The sequence below is a fragment of the Meiothermus cerbereus DSM 11376 genome (genome assembly GCF_000620065.1).
In the GTDB taxonomy this organism is placed as follows: domain Bacteria; phylum Deinococcota; class Deinococci; order Deinococcales; family Thermaceae; genus Meiothermus; species Meiothermus cerbereus.
Window position 1 is genome coordinate 17876 of sequence record NZ_JHVI01000025.1, and the last position, 17761, is coordinate 35636.

General features: G+C 61.7%; 18 protein-coding genes. 8 read left to right on the forward strand and 10 right to left on the reverse strand.

Annotated elements, in window-relative coordinates; translation table 11 throughout:
* Positions 1 to 15 precede the first annotated feature (15 nt).
* The 3 genes from Q355_RS0110145 to polA all read right to left on the reverse strand — a co-directional run bounded on the left by Q355_RS0110145 (position 16) and on the right by polA (position 4534).
* The gene (locus Q355_RS0110145) at positions 16 to 885 is read right to left on the reverse strand and encodes a phosphohydrolase (RefSeq protein ID WP_027877700.1); all 870 of its coding nucleotides are present in this window, start codon (positions 883 to 885) and stop codon (positions 16 to 18) included.
* 108 nt (positions 886 to 993) lie between these two features.
* Positions 994 to 1797 (reverse strand): enoyl-CoA hydratase/isomerase family protein, encoded by an 804-nt coding sequence (locus tag Q355_RS0110150; protein ID WP_027877701.1) that lies wholly within the window; start codon positions 1795 to 1797, stop codon positions 994 to 996.
* 226 nt (positions 1798 to 2023) lie between these two features.
* Positions 2024 to 4534, reverse strand: coding sequence for a DNA polymerase I (gene polA / locus Q355_RS0110160; RefSeq protein WP_027877702.1), 2511 nt, complete (start codon positions 4532 to 4534; stop codon positions 2024 to 2026).
* Positions 4535 to 4662: 128 nt separating this feature from the next.
* Here polA and Q355_RS0110170 point away from each other — a divergent pair, with 128 nt between their 5' ends.
* Entirely contained in the window at positions 4663 to 4920 is a 258-nt protein-coding gene (locus Q355_RS0110170) for a hypothetical protein (RefSeq protein ID WP_027877703.1), read from the forward strand.
* Positions 4921 to 4932: 12 nt separating this feature from the next.
* On the opposite strand, the gene aspS is transcribed toward Q355_RS0110170, so the two are convergent.
* The 7 genes from aspS to Q355_RS0110205 form a co-directional block, all read right to left on the reverse strand.
* Positions 4933 to 6204 (reverse strand): aspartate--tRNA(Asn) ligase, encoded by a 1272-nt coding sequence (gene aspS, locus Q355_RS0110175; RefSeq protein WP_027877704.1) that lies wholly within the window; start codon positions 6202 to 6204, stop codon positions 4933 to 4935.
* Positions 6205 to 6331: 127 nt separating this feature from the next.
* Positions 6332 to 6757, reverse strand: a complete 426-nt coding sequence (locus Q355_RS0110180; protein ID WP_027877705.1) for an HRDC domain-containing protein — start codon at positions 6755 to 6757, stop codon at positions 6332 to 6334.
* Positions 6758 to 6784: 27 nt separating this feature from the next.
* The gene (locus tag Q355_RS0110185) at positions 6785 to 7861 is read right to left on the reverse strand and encodes a fatty acid desaturase family protein (RefSeq protein WP_027877706.1); all 1077 of its coding nucleotides are present in this window, start codon (positions 7859 to 7861) and stop codon (positions 6785 to 6787) included.
* Between the two features lie 129 nt (positions 7862 to 7990).
* Positions 7991 to 8197, reverse strand: a complete 207-nt coding sequence (locus Q355_RS0110190; protein WP_027877707.1) for a cold-shock protein — start codon at positions 8195 to 8197, stop codon at positions 7991 to 7993.
* 168 nt (positions 8198 to 8365) lie between these two features.
* Positions 8366 to 8833 (reverse strand): 8-oxo-dGTP diphosphatase, encoded by a 468-nt coding sequence (locus tag Q355_RS0110195; RefSeq protein ID WP_051529383.1) that lies wholly within the window; start codon positions 8831 to 8833, stop codon positions 8366 to 8368.
* Positions 8833 to 9189 carry a carboxymuconolactone decarboxylase family protein gene (locus tag Q355_RS0110200; protein ID WP_027877709.1) on the reverse strand — a complete coding sequence of 119 codons (357 nt, stop codon included), beginning with the start codon at positions 9187 to 9189 and terminating at the stop codon, positions 8833 to 8835. The genes Q355_RS0110195 and Q355_RS0110200 overlap by 1 nt, the downstream gene beginning before the upstream one ends.
* A 46-nt stretch (positions 9190 to 9235) precedes the next feature.
* Entirely contained in the window at positions 9236 to 9922 is a 687-nt protein-coding gene (locus Q355_RS0110205; protein ID WP_027877710.1) for an HAD family hydrolase, read from the reverse strand.
* 192 nt (positions 9923 to 10114) lie between these two features.
* On the opposite strand from Q355_RS0110205, the gene purB reads away from it, so the two are divergent.
* The 7 genes from purB to purF all read left to right on the forward strand — a co-directional run bounded on the left by purB (position 10115) and on the right by purF (position 17613).
* A complete protein-coding gene (purB, locus tag Q355_RS0110210) occupies positions 10115 to 11425 on the forward strand; it encodes an adenylosuccinate lyase (RefSeq protein ID WP_027877711.1) in 1311 nt (436 codons plus the stop codon).
* Between the two features lie 38 nt (positions 11426 to 11463).
* Positions 11464 to 12189 (forward strand): phosphoribosylaminoimidazolesuccinocarboxamide synthase, encoded by a 726-nt coding sequence (purC, locus tag Q355_RS0110215; RefSeq protein WP_027877712.1) that lies wholly within the window; start codon positions 11464 to 11466, stop codon positions 12187 to 12189.
* A gap of 96 nt (positions 12190 to 12285) precedes the next feature.
* Positions 12286 to 12537, forward strand: a complete 252-nt coding sequence (gene purS, locus Q355_RS0110220) for a phosphoribosylformylglycinamidine synthase subunit PurS (protein ID WP_027877713.1) — start codon at positions 12286 to 12288, stop codon at positions 12535 to 12537.
* On the forward strand, positions 12534 to 13238 hold the full coding sequence (gene purQ / locus Q355_RS0110225; RefSeq protein ID WP_027877714.1) for a phosphoribosylformylglycinamidine synthase subunit PurQ: 705 nt from the start codon (positions 12534 to 12536) through the stop codon (positions 13236 to 13238). Before purS ends, purQ begins: the two co-directional genes overlap by 4 nt.
* Before the next feature lie 27 nt (positions 13239 to 13265).
* The gene (locus Q355_RS0110230) at positions 13266 to 14015 is read left to right on the forward strand and encodes an HAD family hydrolase (RefSeq protein ID WP_027877715.1); all 750 of its coding nucleotides are present in this window, start codon (positions 13266 to 13268) and stop codon (positions 14013 to 14015) included.
* Positions 14015 to 16216 carry a phosphoribosylformylglycinamidine synthase subunit PurL gene (gene purL / locus Q355_RS0110235; protein ID WP_027877716.1) on the forward strand — a complete coding sequence of 734 codons (2202 nt, stop codon included), beginning with the start codon at positions 14015 to 14017 and terminating at the stop codon, positions 16214 to 16216. The genes Q355_RS0110230 and purL overlap by 1 nt, the downstream gene beginning before the upstream one ends.
* The gene (gene purF, locus Q355_RS0110240) at positions 16216 to 17613 is read left to right on the forward strand and encodes an amidophosphoribosyltransferase (protein ID WP_027877717.1); all 1398 of its coding nucleotides are present in this window, start codon (positions 16216 to 16218) and stop codon (positions 17611 to 17613) included. The genes purL and purF overlap by 1 nt, the downstream gene beginning before the upstream one ends.
* The last annotated feature ends 148 nt before the right edge of the window (positions 17614 to 17761 follow it).

Below are 17761 nucleotides of genomic sequence, written 5' to 3' on the forward strand. Positions count from 1 at the left end.
TTCTGGATCGTGCGATCAGTCCAGGGTAAAGCGGGGCTCCGTCTCGTGCAGGCGCACCCGCCGGATAATGCGCTGGTCGTGTTCGGTGTCGTGGGTGCTGGCAATCACCGTCACGTAGTCGCGGATTGGGCTTCGCAGCACCTTTTTGGTCAGCACTTCTTCGACCTGGAAAATACCTGCGGAGTTGTTCATGACCACCCGAATCTCCACCGGAACCTGTTCACCTTTGAGAATCTGCACCTCGTCCACCGCCAGCGCGCTGATGGAGTGGATGTCCACCGAGCCCAGCGCGAAGGCCTTACGACCCCGGCCTTTGGTGATGTCGGTTCCGTCGGCCACGGCGGTAATACCCGCCTCGATGGTCAGGGGCTCGGGCTCGAGGTCGTGGCAGTTAATCGAGTGCAGCATAAAAGCCCTGAGCTCGATGCGCTGTTCGGGGTCGCGGTAGAGCTTTTCTAAAATCCTGTCCAGGATGGGAATAGCCAGCACTACACTAAACGACTCGTGGCGCACGCGGTGCACCTGGTTACCAATATCGTGCAGCATGGTAGAAAGCAACACGGTAAGAAAGGTGTCGTCCAGGTCGCCCACCCCGCTTTCCATCACATCGGGCTTAACCCCGTGGTCGGTGAGTAGTTGGAGGATGGTCACGCTGGCCGCGCCGGTCAGGAGCGCATGCACCCGCCCGTGATCGTTGTAGCCCAGCTTGCGCACGGTGATGTAGTTGGCCATGTCCCAGTGGCCCCGGGCCTCGGAGTCGGTGGTGAGCATCTCGTAGGCGGCCAGGGCCTTGGGGTAGCGCTGCAAGCCCTCGCGAATAGCCAGATCGGCCTCGACGTATAGCTTGGCCTTGGGCTGGGTGACCTGAACCGTGCGCTCGTTCATAACCGAACTGCCATCGCTCATACCCTGATGGTAGAGCCTGGAGACTTAGTGCGGCGTGATAAAAGCCACAGGAAACATGCTGGTAGCGAGGGTAGCGGAGCGCGCCCCTCATTCACCCCTGAAGTGCGCCGGTCGCTTTTCCAGGAAGGCTTTGGTTCCCTCGCGCATGTCCTGGGTGGCACAGGCCAGACCAAACAGGTCGGCTTCGATCTCGAGGGCCTCCTGCAAGTCCAGGCCCTCACCCCGCCCCACAGCTTCCTTGGCCAGGGCCAGGGCCACCGGGCCATTTTTCAGGATGGCTGCGGCCAGCTCTTTGGCTGCCATTAGGGCATCCTCACCCACCCGGTTGACCAGGCCCAGACTCAGGGCTTCTTCAGCGCCAACGTGGCGGCCAGTAAAAATCAGATCGAAAGCCCTGCCCCGGCCCACCAGGCGCGGCAAGCGCTGGGTTCCCCCAAAGCCAGGGATGATACCCAACCCCACCTCGGGGAGGCCCAGTCTGGCTTTGTGGCTGGCTACCCGCAGGTCGCAGGCCAGGGCCAGCTCGAGCCCGCCCCCCAGGGCATAACCGTTGATGGCGGCGATGCTGGGCACCGGCAGGGCCGCAATCTCGTTGAAGACCGACTGGCCCATAATGGCAAACTCCCGCGCAGCAAACACATCTTGCAGATTGGCTATTTGACCGATGTCGGCCCCTGCCACAAAGGCCTTGCCTTCGCCGGTGAAGATGGCCACCTTTACCTCAGGATCCTGGGTAATGACCTCGCACACGCTGGCAAGTTCAATGAGCAGGTCCTGGTTGAGGGCGTTGAGGGCCTGGGGGCGGCTAATGGTAACAATCCCCATGCTGTCTTCGACCCGGTAGGTCAGGTATTCAAATTCGGGCATATCTAGTTCAAAGGTTTCTGCCATGCTATACCTCCTGCAGGCCCTGCGGGTTTCCCAGCCACATGGTGGGCCGGCCTGCGGTCGCTATCGCAGCGACGGATGGGAACTGCGCCGAGGGCCACGACTGCATGCGCCAAGCATAACAGAAGCGCAGCAGCCTGGGGCACATGCTGTTATTTTCCCGCTTATCGCGCTTTTCACAGGACGCAGCAGTAAAGCTAGTAAGAGGCTCAAGGACTATGAAAACGCTCTATTTTGCCTCGAGCCAGTTCTCACCTATGCCGGTGCCAACCTCGAGGGGTACCTCCAAAGCCCAGGCTTTCTGCATCACCTCGCGCACCACCCCGGCCACTTGCTCGGCTTTATCAGCTGGGGCCTCGACCAAAAGCTCATCGTGCACCTGCAAGACCAGATGGGCCTCCAGGCCTTCCAGCTCGGGCTGAAGCTTGACCATGGCCAGCTTCATCAGGTCGGCTGCGGTGCCCTGCACCGGCATGTTGAAGGCCATGCGCTCGGCAGCTTCCCGCACGCTGCGGATGCGCGAGTCCAGGTCGGCCACAAAACGTCGGCGACCGAACATGGTCTCGACGTAGCCCTTCTGCCGCGCATCGGCCAGTACCTGCTCAATCCAGGCCCGAACCCTGGGGTAGGAGGCAAAGTAGCGCTCAATAAAGCGCTCGGCCTCGGCATAGGGGATAGCGAGCTCGTTAGATAAGCGGTGCGCCGACATCCCGTACAGCACCCCAAAGTTGATGGTTTTGGCCGCCCGGCGCTGCTCGCTGGCCACCTGGTCTAAATCCAGACCAAACATCCAGGCCGCGGTCTGGGTGTGGATGTCCTTGCCTTCTCGGAACACCTTGATCAGGTTCTCGTCACCCGAGAGGTGGGCCAGCACCCGCAGCTCAATCTGGGAGTAGTCAGCCACCACCAGTTTCATGCCTGGCGCGGCCCGGAAAGCCTTGCGGATGCGGCGGCCAATCTCGGTGCGAATGGGGATGTTTTGCAGGTTGGGGTCCACCGAAGAAAGCCGCCCGGTGGCGGTGCCGGTCTGGTTGAAGCGGGTGTGCAGGCGTCCGGTTTTAGGGTGAAGCAGCTTGGGCAGGGGGTCCAGATAGGTGTTTTTGAGCTTGGTGAGCTCGCGGTAGGCCAGGATGCGCTCGATAATCTCGTGCTGGCCCTGAAGTTCCTCGAGCGCACTGGCGGCGGTGGAGCGTTTGCCGGTCTGGGTCTTGCGGCCTGGGCTGAGTTTAAGCTCGTCGTACAGAACGACCTCGAGCTGATCCCTCGAGTTCACATTAAAAGGATGCCCGGCCAGGCGGTGGATCTCTGCCTCCAGGTAGGAAATTTCCTTCCCCAGCTCCTCCGAAAGCTGCAGGAGGTACTCGGTATCGAGGGAGATGCCCCTGGCCTCCATGCGGGCCAGCACCGCCGAGAGGGGCTGCTCGAGCTGCTGGTAGAGCCACTCGATTTTGGGGTTTTCGCCGATGCGGCCTTGCAGGGTCTGCCAGAGGGTATAGGCGGCCTGGGCACGCTCAACCGGGTCGTTGCTCCAGTCCCCGGCCCCATAGCGCCGCACCGTGCTGCCGGCCTCGGCGTTGGAGGGATCGTACAGGTAGGCCAGCAGCAAAGGGTCGTCACCGGGGGGCACCCACACCCCTTCTTTGAGGGCCAGCACGCTCAAATCCTTGGCGGCAATGCTGCGAATCTGGGGGAATTTTTGCAGCTCGTGCAGGCTGGGCTGACCCCGGTACACCTTGCCCTCGGCAAAAGCGGCCAGGCCCAGCCAGTTGGCCCACATGGGCTGGGGCCGGTCGAGGGTGTAGCCTAAAAAAGCATCGGGTGGGGGCGGCCAGGCCGCCTCCTGGGCAGTTGGCAGTGCTGCCAGCAGGTTTAGCTCGCGCAAAATAGAGCCGAACTCGAGCCGCTCCAGCGCTTGGCGCAAGGCCATGCGGTCTGGCTCGCGCCGGTGGCAGTCACGAAAATCGAGCTCGATGGGTAAGTCGGTGTGAATCTCGGAGAGGGCACGGGAAAGCCTGATGTTATCCCGGCTTTGCTCGAGGCTGGCCCGCACCTTGGGCGACAGGGCCTCGAGGTTGGCATACAGGGCCTCCAGCGAGCCCCATTCCTGCAAAAGCCTGGCTGCGGTTTTCTCCCCAATGCCCTTAGCACCCGGCAGGTTGTCGGAAGAATCACCCACCAGCGAGCGATAATCCACCCACTGGGCCACCGTTACGCCGTACTTTTCTTGTACAGCCTGGGGGTTCATCAGCCGCCCATCAGGCAGCATTACCTGCACGGCCTCGGAAAGCAGCTGAAAGCTGTCGCGGTCGCCAGTCAGAATGCGTACCGGGTAGCCCTCGAGCTCGGCTTTTCTGGCCAGGGTTCCGATGACATCGTCGGCCTCGTAACCCGGCACTTCCAGCCGCCTGAGTCCCATCAGGTCTACCAGCTCCTTGATTTTTTCCAGCTGGGGGTAAAAGTCGTCGGGGGTTGCGGCCCGATTGGCCTTGTATTCCTCGAATGCGTCGTGCCGAAAGGTTCTGGTAGGCGGGTCGAAGACCACAATTACACAGTCGCCATCCTCCTTGAGCAGCTTGAGCAAGGTGCGCAAAAAGCCAAAAATGGCCTGGGTAGGCTCCCCCCTCGAGGTGGTGAGTTTTTCGAAGGCAAAGTAGCTGCGGTAGGCCAGGTGGTGTCCATCTACCAACCAGATGCGATCCGGCCTGGGCAGCTCGGAAGAAAACAGTGCGGGTTGCTCCACCCGAATATTCTACCCCCATTCGGTTTCCAACAGAAAGCCGTCCGGCTTTTCGCGCCAGAGCCGGGGTGCTGGTAGGATGATGGGGTTGTGACTTAAGGCCTCCAGGGCCAGCAATGGAAAGGAAGCATATGCAGAACGAAACCGAAAAGCTCGAGTGGTTCGAAATCCAGCTCCGCATCAAGACCATCGAGGTGATGCTGGGCCCTAAGTACCGCGAAGCCATGGCCCTTACCCTGGGCACCCTCTACAACGAGCAAAAGATTGCCGCCATGGCCAAGCGTCTGGGCGTGAGGCCCGAGGCCCTTCTAGATCGCCTGGAAAAGATGCGCCTCGAGCTCGGCATCGAACAAGAGGTTACCAAGGGCGTGCTGAAGCTAAAAAAGTGAGCCGAAAAACCCCTACGGGGTCAGGCGGTGGCGGTCTCTGGGGAAGGCCCGGGCGTAGCGAACGTTGGGGAGCCCAACGAGCTTCTGTGTGAGGCGTTCGGCCCCAATGGCAAAGCCGCCGTGGGGGGGCATGCCGTATTTGAAGACCTCGAGGTAGCCCGCAAAGCTGGCAGGGTCGTTGCCCTTCTTTTTGAGTTGCTCCACCAGCACCTCGTACTGGTGGATACGCTGCCCGCCCGAGGTAATCTCCAGACCCCTGAACAACAGGTCGAAGCCCCGGGTCGAACCGTCGCCCTCGGGGTAGGCATAAAAGGGCCGGGCCGCCTCGGGGTACTTGTAGATGAAGAGAAAGTCTACCCCCCACTTTTCCTTAGCCCAGGCCCCCAGCGCCCGCTCGGCTTCCTCGTTGAAGTCGGCCCCCACCGGCATCCCCAGTTCTTCACGCAAAATACGGCGGGCTTCGTGGTGCTCGAGGCGGGGCATCTCGGCCAGATTGGGCCATTCCACCTGCAAAAGCGCACACTCGCTGGCCGCACTGTACCGGGCCTCCTCCAGCATGGCGCGGATGAGTTCCTCCTCGAGGCTCATCACATCGTGCTCGGACTCGATAAAGCCCATCTCCACGTCCAGCGACAGGTATTCGTTGAGGTGGCGGCTGGTGGCGTGCTGCTCAGCCCGAAAAACCGGCGCCACCTCGTAGACCCGCTCGTAAACCCCCACCATAATCTGCTTGTAGAGCTGGGGCGACTGGGCCAGGTAAGCCCGGTGTTCAAAGTAGTCGATGCCGAAAAGGTTGCTGCCCCCCTCGGCCCCCGCCGAGACAATCTTGGGGGTAAAGATTTCGGTAAAACCCTGGCTATCCAGGTAGCTGCGAAAACCGCGTACCAGGGCCGCTTGAATTTTGAGGGGGGCCCGGGCTTTCTCTCCGCGCAGGCTTACGTAGCGGTATTCCAGCAGCGTTTCAGGGTTAACTCGCCACTCTTCCTTGGGGATTTCAATGGGGCTTGGTTCGCTGGCTTTAGCGTAAAAATCGATCTCCTGGGCAATTACTTCGTAGCCCCCGGGTGCCTTGGGGTTCGCCACCACCTCGCCCACCACCCGCATGGAGGACTCGGCCAGCGGCAGCTCGAACCGCTTATCCACCACCACCTGAACGATACCGCTCCGGTCACGCAAAAGGGCAAATTGAATCCCCCCCAGATCGCGCTTCCAGTGCAGGAAGCCTTGCAGGGTAACGGTCTGGCCGAGGTGCTTTGCAATCTGACTGGCTAGGGTTCTGGACATGCGCTCTCCTATCTGGCTGTGGCGGAAACAGGCTCAACAAAAAACCCCCGATACAACGAGGTATCGGGGGTCGAAGTCTCACCCCCACTACAAATTGTTGTCCGCCCGTAACATCCTGAGCTGCATCTTACGAACCCGAGCGCGCTTGGTCAAGGTATTGGAGAATTTCAGGGCCATACTTGGCAGCTTTGGTTTTACCAAAACCCCTGACCTGGGCGAGCTGCTCGAGGGTTTTGGGTTTGAGCTCGAGCATCGCCTGTAGCTCGGCGTTGGTGGCTACCACATACGGGGGCACGCCCTCTTCTTTGGCTTTCTGGCTGCGCCAGGTGCGGAGGGCTTCAAAGGCCGGATCGCTTTGGCTGGCGGCTGGCTTTGCGGGCCCAGGCCGGGTGGGCGGCTGGCCTTCGTAAAACACCAGCACGCTCCAGAAAGGCGTGTTGCCCGGAACCAGGCTGCTGGATACCTGGATGGGCATCACCTGAGCCAAAAAGGCATTGAGGCGCTCGAGGTCCTTGGGGTTATCGAGTCTTAGAACAAAGGTCTGGCACTGCATAGCCCTAACCCGCCATTCATCTGTACGCTACCCACGAAGCCCCTTTTTGCCCAGCTTTCGCCGGGCTGGCCTGGAGCTGAACTTGCTGTCGTTCAATCCAAAACCCAGCGTTCCAAACACCTGGCCGGTGGTGGGCTCAATCAGGTTGCGGTGGTCGCGGTAAAGGCGCGGGGTTTTCCACAGGTAAAACAAGGCTTTCCAGTGGGGCAGCTCGTTGTAGCGCTCTGGCCACAGCTCCTTTATTTTTTGCGCTACCAGGTGGGCATATTTGGGAGACAGCGCGGGAAACACATGGTGCTCGATGTGGTAACCAAAGCCCAGGGTGAGCCACTCGAGCCACCTGGGGCTGCGTACGGTCAGACTGTTCAGCAGGGGATCGTTGGTCTCGGTAATGGGATTCAGGAGGTGGTTGGTGGCAATAAAACTCATGGCGATAAAGTTGGCAAAAAGCCAGGGCAGCACAAACACGAACAGAAAGTTGAAGGGCCCCACCCACAAGAGCATCATCAACCAGACCAAGAGCGGCAACACCGCCTGGAATATCACAACAAGGCGCTCTTTGGGCTTGAAAGCAGGCAAAAAACGCCGAAGCATCATGTGGGCATGCAAGGTAAACCAGAAAGTAAAGGAAAAAAACAGGAAGAAACTCCGCAAGGCAGGCACCTGTCTAAACATCCACTTGACCAAGGGCTTCTGTATTGCTGTTTCCAGGGCCCCCATGGCATCGGGGTCGTCGTGCGGATGCTGGGTGTTGCTGTGGTGTTCTACGTTGTGCCACTTGCGCCAAAGGCGGGCCCCTACCATAAGCGGCATAAAGGCCAGCGTTCCAGCCAGCGAGCGCAAAATTGGGTTCTTGGTAACCGCGCCGTGCAAGATTTCGTGCGCCAGAAAGCCCAGTCCTATAAATGCGTACCCAATCCCCAGCGACAACAGCAGCTTGAGGAGCACAAAAGGCGTGGCCAGGATACCCCAGGCACACAGGCCAAATAGGGCCAGAAACACCAGCAAATAGACCATACGGGCCGGAACCGGCTCAAAGAAGTGGCGAGGCAACCGGGCCTTCAGGGCTTTGGTGTACTCACGCAAGTGCTGCTCTTCAGTCATAAGGGGCTCCTACTGGACAGGGATTGCTCGAGGTCAGTATACGACAAACTTTATGTGAAGTTGCTTCGTTTTTTGTGCGAAGCAACAAAAAAAGCTCCCCGCAAAGGGGAGCTTGGACGGGTGAAACGGTTAGGCGAGCTTCACGTTTTTGGCCTGGGGGCCCTTACCATTTTTACCGGGTTCGATCTCGAACTCTACGCGATCGCCCTCGTTAAGGCTTTTGAAGCCCTGACCCTGGATTGCGGTGAAGTGAACGAACACATCGGGGCCACCTTCTTGAGCGATGAAACCATAACCTTTTTCCGCGTTGAACCACTTAACAGTACCTTTGTTCATTTACTACTCCTAGATGTCCTACTGAAACCTGCTGGTTTTAGGGGGACACTGAAGGTTAGCACGGGCCACACTAAAAAGTCAACATACGCCGCCTCGTCCAAACCCAAAAACACGGTTTTACCGCGTGTGAAGGGTGCGATCACAACCCCATGCGGCTTTCGGCTTGGTTTACTCGAGCTCCTCCACCCGCCCCACCGTCTGGTTGTCCTCGTGGTAGGTAAAGCGCAGCATGGGGCGAATGCCCAGCAAGACCTGGGGCAGCCAGTAGGGTACGTCGGCCCACATCTGATCTAGCGGCAGTGCGTCGAGGTCAAACCACTGCGGCCGGATTTCGCCGGACTCTTGCGGCTCGCCCTCCCAGAACTCCAGGCGAAACACGTGCACGGTGCGGTTCCAGTCTGGGTTTGCCGGAAACAAAAACTCCAGTCGGGCGGCATACCAGAGGTTCTGCGGCCTGGCCGACAGGCGGCACTCCTCCCAGAGTTCGCGTACAGCCGCCATGGCCAGGGTCTCGCCGGCCTCGAGCTTGCCACCAAAACCCACATACCTGCCCGCCCCAAAACCCGTCTTTTTGAGCCCCAGCAAGATGCGGTGCTGGGGCCGATCCAGCGGCAAAACCAGCACATTGCAGAGCATTATTCCCCCGTAGTCTGGCGCTTGCGCAGCAGAGCATGAAAGGTTTTCATGGCCCCCAGTGCGTTGGGAAAGCCCACAAACAGCGCCGACTGGATAATGGTCTCGCGCACTTCCTGCTCGGTCGCGCCGTTGCGCAGAGCCCCCTCGAGGTGCGTGGCAATCTCCTTGGGCGCACCCAGGGCAATCAGGCTGGTAATGGCCAGCAGCTCACGGGTCTTCAGATCCAGACCCGGGCGGGCCAGCACCTCTTCGTAGGCAAAATCGCGGATGTAGGCGTACAGGTCGGGGTCTACCTCGCGGAGGTTTTGTTTGATGGCCTCAAAGTTATCACCCCAGATGGCTTTGCGAATGCTCATGTGGGTCAGTCTGTTCGCTGGCTACATGCACGTCAAGGGCTGAGGGTTACAACTCCTCTACCCGGCCCGTTGCATACGTGACCACCCTGGTCAGGTCGTGCAGCGCATTGGGATTCTCTTTATAAGGGTCAAACAAGATGGGCCGAACCCCGGCAGCCAAAGCCCCCTTGATGTCGTCCTCGGAGTCGCCCACGTGCAGGGCCTGCGGGGGCTCAACCTGCAAGGCACGCAGCACCACCTGGAAGAGGCGGGGGTCGGGCTTGGCCACGCCCTCCAAGGCCGAAACCCCGATGTAGTCAAAGAACCCCGCCAGGCCAGTGGCCTGTAAGACCCCTGGCAGGGTCCAGTCCCAGTTGGATACCACCCCCAGCCTGAAACCCAGGCCTTTCAGTTCGGCCAGCACCTCCTTAGCCCCCGGCGTAATCGGCCAGACCTGCGGACTCTGCCAGTGTTCTTTCAGGTAGTCTGCGACCTCATCGGCGTAGGCCCCCAGTCCAATGCCGTCCATGATCTCCCAGTGAAAAGCCCGCCAAAAAGAAAGCGCCGTGGCCTCGTCGGTAGCGCGCATGTGATGGTCTGAGTAGTGTGCATAAGCGTCCTTCATGGCCTGGGGAAGGCGCTTCAAGTCGGCCTGCTGGGCCAGGCCCTTGGCTTCCAAAATGGGCCATAGCCAGTACTTGGGATGCCCCAGAATAAGGGTATCGCCGACATCAAACAACACCGCACGAATCATGCCCCCAATACTACCCCGACAGAATGAAAACATCGGTAAGCGACCTGGTGTTCGGTTGCCCCCACCCCCCAGGCATGATAGGCTCTTGGCGTTGTTCACCAGATTGTCCTGCGAGGCAATGAAGAACAACAAGTGATCCCTGGTGAGAAAACCTCAAGAAAAAGTCACTTCTGTGGTGAAGGGGGTACAGCGATGATCGAGCGCTACCAGACCCCCGAGATGCGGGTCATCTGGAGCGAGGCGCGCAAGTACCAGGTATGGGCCGAGGTGGAGATGCTGGCCCTGGAAGCCTGGGAGAAACTGGGGAAGGTGCCGGGCGGGACTGCCCAGCGTTTGCGCCAAGCCTTGCAGCAAAAACCCATCGATGAGGCCTTTGCCCGCCGGGTAGACCAGATCGAAGCCGAAACCCGCCACGATATCGTAGCCTTTACCCGGGCCCTCACCGAGTGGACGGGCGATAGCGACGCAGCCCGCTGGCTGCACCTGGGCCTGACCAGCACCGACGTGGTAGACACCGCGCAAAACCTGTTGCTGGTCGAAGCCCTGGGCCTGATTGAGCAAGAGCTGGATAAGGCTCTGGTCGCCCTGAAAAACCTGGCCGTGCGGCACAAGCATCTGCCGGCGGTAGGGCGCACCCACGGGGTACACGCCGAACCGACCAGTTTTGGCCTGCGCTTTTTGGCTTTTTATGCCGCCCTGCTGCGCGATGTAGGCCGCTTAAAGAAGGCCCGCGAAGGCATCCGGGTGGTTATGCTTTCGGGCTCGGTAGGAAATTATGCCCATGTCGAACCCGCGGTAGAAGCCTGGGTTGCCCAAAGGCTGGGTTTTTCGATCGAGCCAGCTTCGACCCAGGTGGTACCGCGCGACCGCCACGCCGAGCTGATGAGCGCGTTGGCGATTCTGGGGGCCAACCTCGAGCGCATCGCGGTGGAGCTGCGCCATCTGCAGCGCACCGAGGTGCTGGAAACCCAGGAGCCTTTCGGCTACAAACAAACGGGCTCCTCCTCCATGCCCCACAAAAAAAACCCGGTGGCCCTGGAGAACCTCTCGGGGCTGGCCCGGCTGTTGCGCAGCAACCTGCAGGCCGAGCTGGAAAATGTGGCCCTCTGGCACGAGCGCGACATCTCGCACAGCTCGGTGGAGCGGGTGATCCTGCCCGACTCCACCACCCTGGCCCACTACATGCTGCGCCGCTTAGGGCGGGTGCTGGAAGGGCTGGTGGTGTTTGAGGACAACATCCGGCGCAACCTCGAGCTGACCCGCGGCCTGGTCTACTCCCAGCGGGTGCTGGGCCTCTTGATTGAGGCCGGTATGGAACGCACCACAGCCTATGAGGTGGTGCAGCGCAATGCCCTCAAAAGCTGGGCCGAGGGGCTGGGCCTCAGGGAACTGCTCGAGGCCGACCCGGCCTGCCCCCTGAAGGGCGAAGCACTGGCCCGGGCTTTCGACCCCAGTTACTTTTTGCGCCATGTGGATACCATCTACGCCCGCTTTGGGCTGTAGAGGGGTACTATTAAGCTACCTGGCTTTCAGAGGTTCGTATGGAAAAACTTTACGAGGGCAAAGCCAAAATCATCTATCCCGGCCCCGAGGCTGGCCTGGTGCGGGTCTACTTCAAGGACGACGCCACCGCCTTCAACGGGCAAAAGCGGGCCCAGATTGCCGGTAAGGGGGTGGTTAACAACCAGGTTTCGGCTGCGCTTTTTCGCTATCTGGAAGACCAGGGCATCCCCACCCACTTTGTAAAGCTGCTATCCGAGCGGGAAATGCTGGTGAAAAAAGTGCACATTGTGCCCCTCGAGGTCATCGTGCGTAACCGCACCGCCGGAACCTTCTCCCGGCGCTACGGGGTGGAGGAAGGCCGGGTGCTGCCAAAGCCCCTGCTGGAGTTCTCCTACAAAAACGATGCCCTGGGCGACCCCCTCATCTACCCCGAGGCGGCCCTGGCCCTGGGGCTTCTTAGCGAGGACGAGCTGGAACGCATCCGCGAACTGGCCCTCTGGATCAACACTTTGCTCAAGGACTACTTTGCCCAGCGCAACCTCGAGCTCGTAGACTTTAAGCTCGAGTTTGGCCGCCTAGAGGATGGCCGCTTGGTGCTGGCCGACGAGATCTCGCCCGACACCATGCGCCTGTGGGAGATGGGAACCGGCGAAAAAATGGACAAAGACCGCTTCCGCCGCGACCTAGGCGGGGTGGAGGAAGCCTACCAGGAAGTGCTGCGGCGGGTGCTCGCAGGGGTTTATACCAAGTCTGATTATGAATGACCTAAAAGGTTGGAAGAGAGTCCCTCGGACGCGCCAAGTGGCGCGGCAGGTGAGTGGCGCTATGTGCGCCACTCACGCGCAGGATGGGTATTAGCTATGAAATACCATATAACCCTCTTAATTGAGCTCAAAGACGGCATCCTCGACCCGCAGGGACGCGCGGTGGAAGGTGTTTTGCAGGGTCTGGAGTACCCGGTCGAAAACGTGCGGGTAGGGCGGGTGCTGGAGATGGAGCTCGAGGCCCAAAGCGAGTCGGACGCCAGGGCCGCTGCGCACAACATCGGTAAAGCCCTATCCAACCCGGTGATGGAAGTGTTCGTGGTCGAGGCGGTGAAGGAGCTGGTATGAAGGTTGCGGTGGTTCAGTTCCCCGGTTCCAACTGTGACCAGGATGCGCTCTGGGCCCTGCAGATGGTGGGGCTAAAAGCTGAGCTGGTCTGGCACACCGCGCGGAACCTCGAGGGCTTTCAGGCCGTGCTCTTGCCCGGTGGCTTCTCCTACGGCGACTACCTGCGGGCCGGGGCTTTAGCCAAGTTTTCGCCCGTGATGCAGGAGGTGCGGCGGCTGGCCGAGCGGGGCCACCCGGTGGTGGGTATCTGCAATGGCTTTCAGGTGCTCACCGAAGCCGGGCTGTTGCCAGGGGCGCTTCTGGCCAACACCAACCTGCACTTCACCTGTAAAGAGGTGTTTCTGCGGGTCGAGCGCACCGACCTGCCCTTCACCAGCAGCTATAAACCAGGGCAGGTGGTGCGAATCCCCATCGCCCACGGCGAGGGCCGCTACTACGCCGACCCCCAAACGCTGGAAGCCCTCGAGCAAAACCGCCAGGTGGTCTTCCGCTATGCGCCAGACCCCAGCACGCCTGGCACGGCAGGGGAGGCTTTCAACCCCAACGGTTCGCTCAATCACATTGCGGGTATCGTCAATACAGCAGGCAATGTGCTGGGCATGATGCCCCACCCCGAACGCGCCGTAGAGGAAACGCTGGGCTCCGCCGACGGACTGCCCTTCTTTATCAGCCTGAAACAAGCCCTCGAGGTAGTGGCCTGAGTCGAACCAAAAACAGGAGGTAACGGCATGACCATCAAAGCAATCACTTTCGACTTCTGGGGCACCCTTTTCATCGAAGGCCCGGAGTACGCCGGGCAGGTCAAAAACCTGCGCAACGAGATCCTGCTGGACGCAGCCTCCGAAGCCGGGATTCCTGCCGAACCCGCCGCAGTCATGGAGGCCTGGCGGCAGGCCGCTTTGGACTTCGATGCGGCCTGGAACGCCGGTCAGGTCATGACCCCCTTCGAACGGGTCACGCGCATTTTTGCCTACCTGGGCCTGCCTTACGACGAGGGGCAGGTCGCCCTCACCACCCAGCGCATCGTCGAGGCGGCCCTGCAGGGCAACCTGATCCCGCTGCCAGGGGTGCTCGAGGCCCTGCCCCGGCTGGCCCAGCACTACACCCTGGGCATCGTGTCGGATACCGGCGTTTCCACCGGGCACATCCTGCGCGAGCAGCTCAAACGCCACAAGCTGCACGACCTGTTCAGCGGTTTTTCCTTCTCCGACGAGACCGGCGTGGTCAAGCCCAAGCCCGAGGCCTTCCTGGCCGCGCTGGACGAGATGGGGGCCAAGCCTCAGGAAGCCCTGCACGTGGGCGATATACCCCGCACCGACATCGCCGGAGCCTTCCAAACCGGCTACCCCTACGCGGTGCTCTACACCGGGCACACCCACCGCAACGGGCAGCCCGAGCCCACCGCCCGCATCAGCAACCACCAGGAGCTTATCCCGCTGCTCAAGGATGTAATCGGGCATCCACCGAGGGCCCTGTAATGCAAGAAACCCTTTCTTCCCTCCTCCAGGAAACCGGCATCCCATTGGCGGAGTATGAAGAAATTGTGCGCCTATTGGGGCGCGAGCCCAACCGGCTCGAGCTCTACTTATTCAAGGTGATGTGGAGCGAGCACTGCTCCTACAAAAACTCCCGCCCCCTGCTGCGCCTGTTGCCCAAAGAGGGCCCCTCGGTGCTACAGGGCCCCGGCGAAAACGCGGGGGTGGTGGAGATTGGCGAAGGCTGGGCCGTAGCCTTCAAAATCGAGAGCCACAACCATCCCTCGGCAGTAGAACCCGTCCAGGGCGCGGCCACCGGGGTGGGGGGCATCATCCGCGACATCGTGGCCATGGGGGCCCGGCCCATCGCCCTATTGAACTCGCTGCGCTTTGGCCAGCCCGACCACCCCCGCACGCGCCACCTGCTGCGGGGGGTGGTGGAGGGCATCGCCCACTACGGCAACGCCATTGGCGTGCCCACGGTGGGGGGCGAGGTCTACTTTCACCCGGACTACCAGGAGAACCCCCTGGTCAACGCTATGTGTGTGGGGCTTTTGCGGGTGGAGGAGCTCAAGAAAAGCCGCGCCTCGCTTGCGCGCCCGATCTACTATGTGGGCTCCAAGACAGGGCGTGACGGCATCGGGGGGGCGGCTTTTGCCTCGGAGGAACTATCGGAGGAAAACGAGTCCAAACGGCCCAGCGTGCAGGTAGGCGACCCCTTCATGGGCAAGCTGACCATGGAACTGACTCTCGAGGCCATCCGGCAGGATCTGGTGGAGGGCGTGCAGGACATGGGCGCGGCAGGGCTCACCTCCTCCCTTTCTGAGCTGGCCCACAAGTCGGGGCTGGGCCTCGAGCTCGACCTCGACCGGGTCCCCCAGCGCGAGGCGGGTATGAACCCCCTGGAGCTCATGCTCTCGGAATCCCAGGAGCGCATGGTGCTGGTGCCCAGGCCCGGCAAGGAAAAAGACCTGGAAGCCCTGGCCGCGCATTACGGCCTGGACGCCGTCCCGGTGGCCCGCACCATCGCCCAGCCGGTGTTCCGGGTGCTCCAGCAGGGCCAGGTGGTGGCCGAGGTGCCCACCGGCGCCCTGGCCGACTGCCCCACCTACACCCGCGAGGGCCGTGAAGACCCCGCCATCGCCCGGCTCAGGGAAGTGGACCTGGGCACATTGCCGGTGCCCTCTAAGCTGCAAGAAATCCTCCCGCAGCTCTTGGCCTCGCCCAACCTGTGCAGCCGGGCCCCCATCTACGAGCGCTACGACCACCAGGTGGGCACCAACACCGTGCTGGTTCCCGGCAAGGGCGATGCCGCCATCCTGCGCATCAAGGGCACCCGGCGGGGCCTGGCGGTCAAGGTGGACGCCAACCCCCGCTACGCCAAGCTCTCACCCCGCCTGGGGGCCCAGCACGCCCTGGCCGAAGCCGCCCGCAACGTGAGCGTGGTGGGCGGGCGGCCGCTGGCCTACACCGACGGCCTCAACTGCGGCAACCCCGAGACCCCTAAGGGCTACTTCGAGCTTTCCGAGACCATCCAGGGCCTGGCGGAGGCCTCGAGGGCCCTGGGCCTTCCGGTGGTCTCGGGCAATGTTTCGCTCTACAACGAAGGCCCCAACTACCGCATTCCACCCACCCCGATGGTGGGGGTGGTGGGGTTACTGGAGAACCTCGAGCGCCGCGCCGAGCTGGGGTTTAGAAAAGCGGGCGAGTTTATTGTTCTCATCGGCAATCAGGAGGGCCACCTGGGGGCTTCCGAGTACCTGTGGGTGGTGCACGGCCAGGAGGCCGGGAACCCCCCACCCCTCGACCTTACCCTGGAGGCCAGCGCACAGGCCGCCATCCGCGAGCTCATCGAGCGGGGCTGGGTCCGTACTGCCCACGACCTGGCCGAAGGTGGGCTGGCGGTAGCGCTGGCCGAGATGTGCCTTCCGTATGGTCTGGGGGCCACCATCGAAATTCGCAGCCAGGCCCGGCCCGATGCCCTGCTCTTTGGCGAAGCCCCCAGCCGTATCCTTTTCACCATCGCGCCAGCCCAGCTTCAGATGGCCGTGTGGGTGCTGGAAAACCACGGCCTGCCCTACCACATTCTGGGCCAGGTCGGCGGCACCAAGCTCACCATCCTGATGCCCAAAGAGCGCCTGGAGTGGAGTGTGGCCGCCTTGCAAAGGGCCTGGGCAGCCCCGCTCAGGGAGGTGCTGCCGTGATGGACAAACCCCGGGAAGAGTGCGGTGTTTTGGGCCTGTGGTCGCCTGAGCCCCTGCCGGTGGCCGACCTGCTGCAACTGGGGCTTTTTGCCCTGCAGCACCGGGGCCAGGAGGCCGCGGGGATCTGTGTTTCCAACGGGAAAGACCTGGTCATTGAGAAAGACCTGGGGCTGGTCACGCAGGTCTTCGACGAAGCCCGGATGGAGCGACTGCGGATTGAGGGGGCCAACCTGGGAATTGGGCATACCCGCTACTCCACCACCGGCTCCAACCTGCGCTTCAACGCCCAGCCCCTCAATGTGCGCAGCTCCAAAGGCATTCTGGCCATCGCCCACAACGGCAATTTTGTTAATGCCATAGAGATTCGCCAGGCGCTTTTAGAGCACGGTGCGGTCTTCCAGACCACCAACGACACCGAGGTGATGATTAACCTGATTGCCCGTTACGCCAAGCTCAACCTGGTGGAGGCCACGGCCCGGGCCATGCGGGAGCTCACCGGGGGCTTTAGCGTGGTGCTGATGGATCGGCACACCGTGCTGGCCCTGCGCGATGGCAACGGAGTGAGGCCTTTGGTCATCGGGCGGCTGTCCAACGGCGGCTGGGTCTTTGCCTCGGAACCCCCCGCCCTGGCCCTGATGGGGGCCAGCTTTGTGCGCGACGTGCGGCCCGGCGAGCTGGTCTGGGTGGAGTCGGGAGAACTTCACTCCATGCAGGTGCTCGAGTCCAACCCCACCCCCTGCGCTTTCGAGTGGATCTACTTCGCCCGGGCCGACGCCACCCTGGACGGCATCGCCACCCATCCCGCCCGCATCCGCATGGGTGAGGTGCTGGCCCAGGAAGCACCGGCCCTGGCCGACCTGGTGGTGCCGGTGCCGGACTCGGGTATCGGAGCCGCCATCGGCTACAGCCGGGCTTCCGGGCTTCCCTTCGACTTTGGTTTGCACAAGAACCCCTACGCCGGCCGCACCTTCATCCAGCCCACCCAGGCCATGCGCGACCTCAAGGTACGGCTCAAGCTGGCCGCCACCCCCGTGGTGGCGGGCAAACGGGTGGTGCTGGTGGACGACTCCATCGTGCGCGGCACCACCTCGGGCCGCATCGTTCAGCTCTTGCGCGAGGCCGGGGCCACCGAGGTGCACGTGCGCATCTCCTCACCGCCCATCAAGTTCCCCTGCTACTACGGCATCGACACCGCCGCCCGCAAGGAGCTGGTGGCCTCTACCCACTCGGTAGAGCAGATCCGCCAGCTTATCGGGGCCGACTCGCTGGCTTTTTTGAGTGAGCCAGGGGTACGCCGGGCCATTGGGGGGCCGGTCTGCCTGGCCTGCTTCAACGGTCAGTACCCGGCAGGGCAGCCCGAAGAAGACCTGCGCAAAGAGGCGCTCGAGCAGGCCTGATATGAACCCCGCCTGAATCGTTTGGTTAGGGAGAGGTTAGGGCGCCATCTTTTTTCAGGCTGATGCTGCCCGCGCTGCAGGCGGGGGCCCCAAAAAAGAACAAATCATACCGGATTCAAAAAGATAATCTTCAAATAAAAAGCGCTAA

Excerpts from the sequence above, each read along its gene's own strand:
- purF (WP_027877717.1), top strand. The coding sequence starts at position 16,216 with ATGGACAAACCCCGGGAAGAGTGCGGTGTTTTGGGCCTGTGGTCGCCT.
- aspS (WP_027877704.1), bottom strand. The coding sequence starts at position 6,204 with ATGTCCAGAACCCTAGCCAGTCAGATTGCAAAGCACCTCGGCCAGACC.
- Q355_RS0110200 (WP_027877709.1), bottom strand. The coding sequence starts at position 9,189 with ATGAGCATTCGCAAAGCCATCTGGGGTGATAACTTTGAGGCCATCAAA.
- purS (WP_027877713.1), top strand. The coding sequence starts at position 12,286 with ATGAAATACCATATAACCCTCTTAATTGAGCTCAAAGACGGCATCCTC.
- Q355_RS0110230 (WP_027877715.1), top strand. The coding sequence starts at position 13,266 with ATGACCATCAAAGCAATCACTTTCGACTTCTGGGGCACCCTTTTCATC.
- Q355_RS0110205 (WP_027877710.1), bottom strand. The coding sequence starts at position 9,922 with ATGATTCGTGCGGTGTTGTTTGATGTCGGCGATACCCTTATTCTGGGG.
- Q355_RS0110190 (WP_027877707.1), bottom strand. The coding sequence starts at position 8,197 with ATGAACAAAGGTACTGTTAAGTGGTTCAACGCGGAAAAAGGTTATGGT.
- Q355_RS0110185 (WP_027877706.1), bottom strand. The coding sequence starts at position 7,861 with ATGACTGAAGAGCAGCACTTGCGTGAGTACACCAAAGCCCTGAAGGCC.
- Q355_RS0110170 (WP_027877703.1), top strand. The coding sequence starts at position 4,663 with ATGCAGAACGAAACCGAAAAGCTCGAGTGGTTCGAAATCCAGCTCCGC.
- purL (WP_027877716.1), top strand. The coding sequence starts at position 14,015 with ATGCAAGAAACCCTTTCTTCCCTCCTCCAGGAAACCGGCATCCCATTG.
- purB (WP_027877711.1), top strand. The coding sequence starts at position 10,115 with ATGATCGAGCGCTACCAGACCCCCGAGATGCGGGTCATCTGGAGCGAG.
- Q355_RS0110145 (WP_027877700.1), bottom strand. The coding sequence starts at position 885 with ATGAACGAGCGCACGGTTCAGGTCACCCAGCCCAAGGCCAAGCTATAC.
- purQ (WP_027877714.1), top strand. The coding sequence starts at position 12,534 with ATGAAGGTTGCGGTGGTTCAGTTCCCCGGTTCCAACTGTGACCAGGAT.
- Q355_RS0110180 (WP_027877705.1), bottom strand. The coding sequence starts at position 6,757 with ATGCAGTGCCAGACCTTTGTTCTAAGACTCGATAACCCCAAGGACCTC.
- Q355_RS0110195 (WP_051529383.1), bottom strand. The coding sequence starts at position 8,833 with ATGCTCTGCAATGTGCTGGTTTTGCCGCTGGATCGGCCCCAGCACCGC.
- Q355_RS0110150 (WP_027877701.1), bottom strand. The coding sequence starts at position 1,797 with ATGGCAGAAACCTTTGAACTAGATATGCCCGAATTTGAATACCTGACC.
- purC (WP_027877712.1), top strand. The coding sequence starts at position 11,464 with ATGGAAAAACTTTACGAGGGCAAAGCCAAAATCATCTATCCCGGCCCC.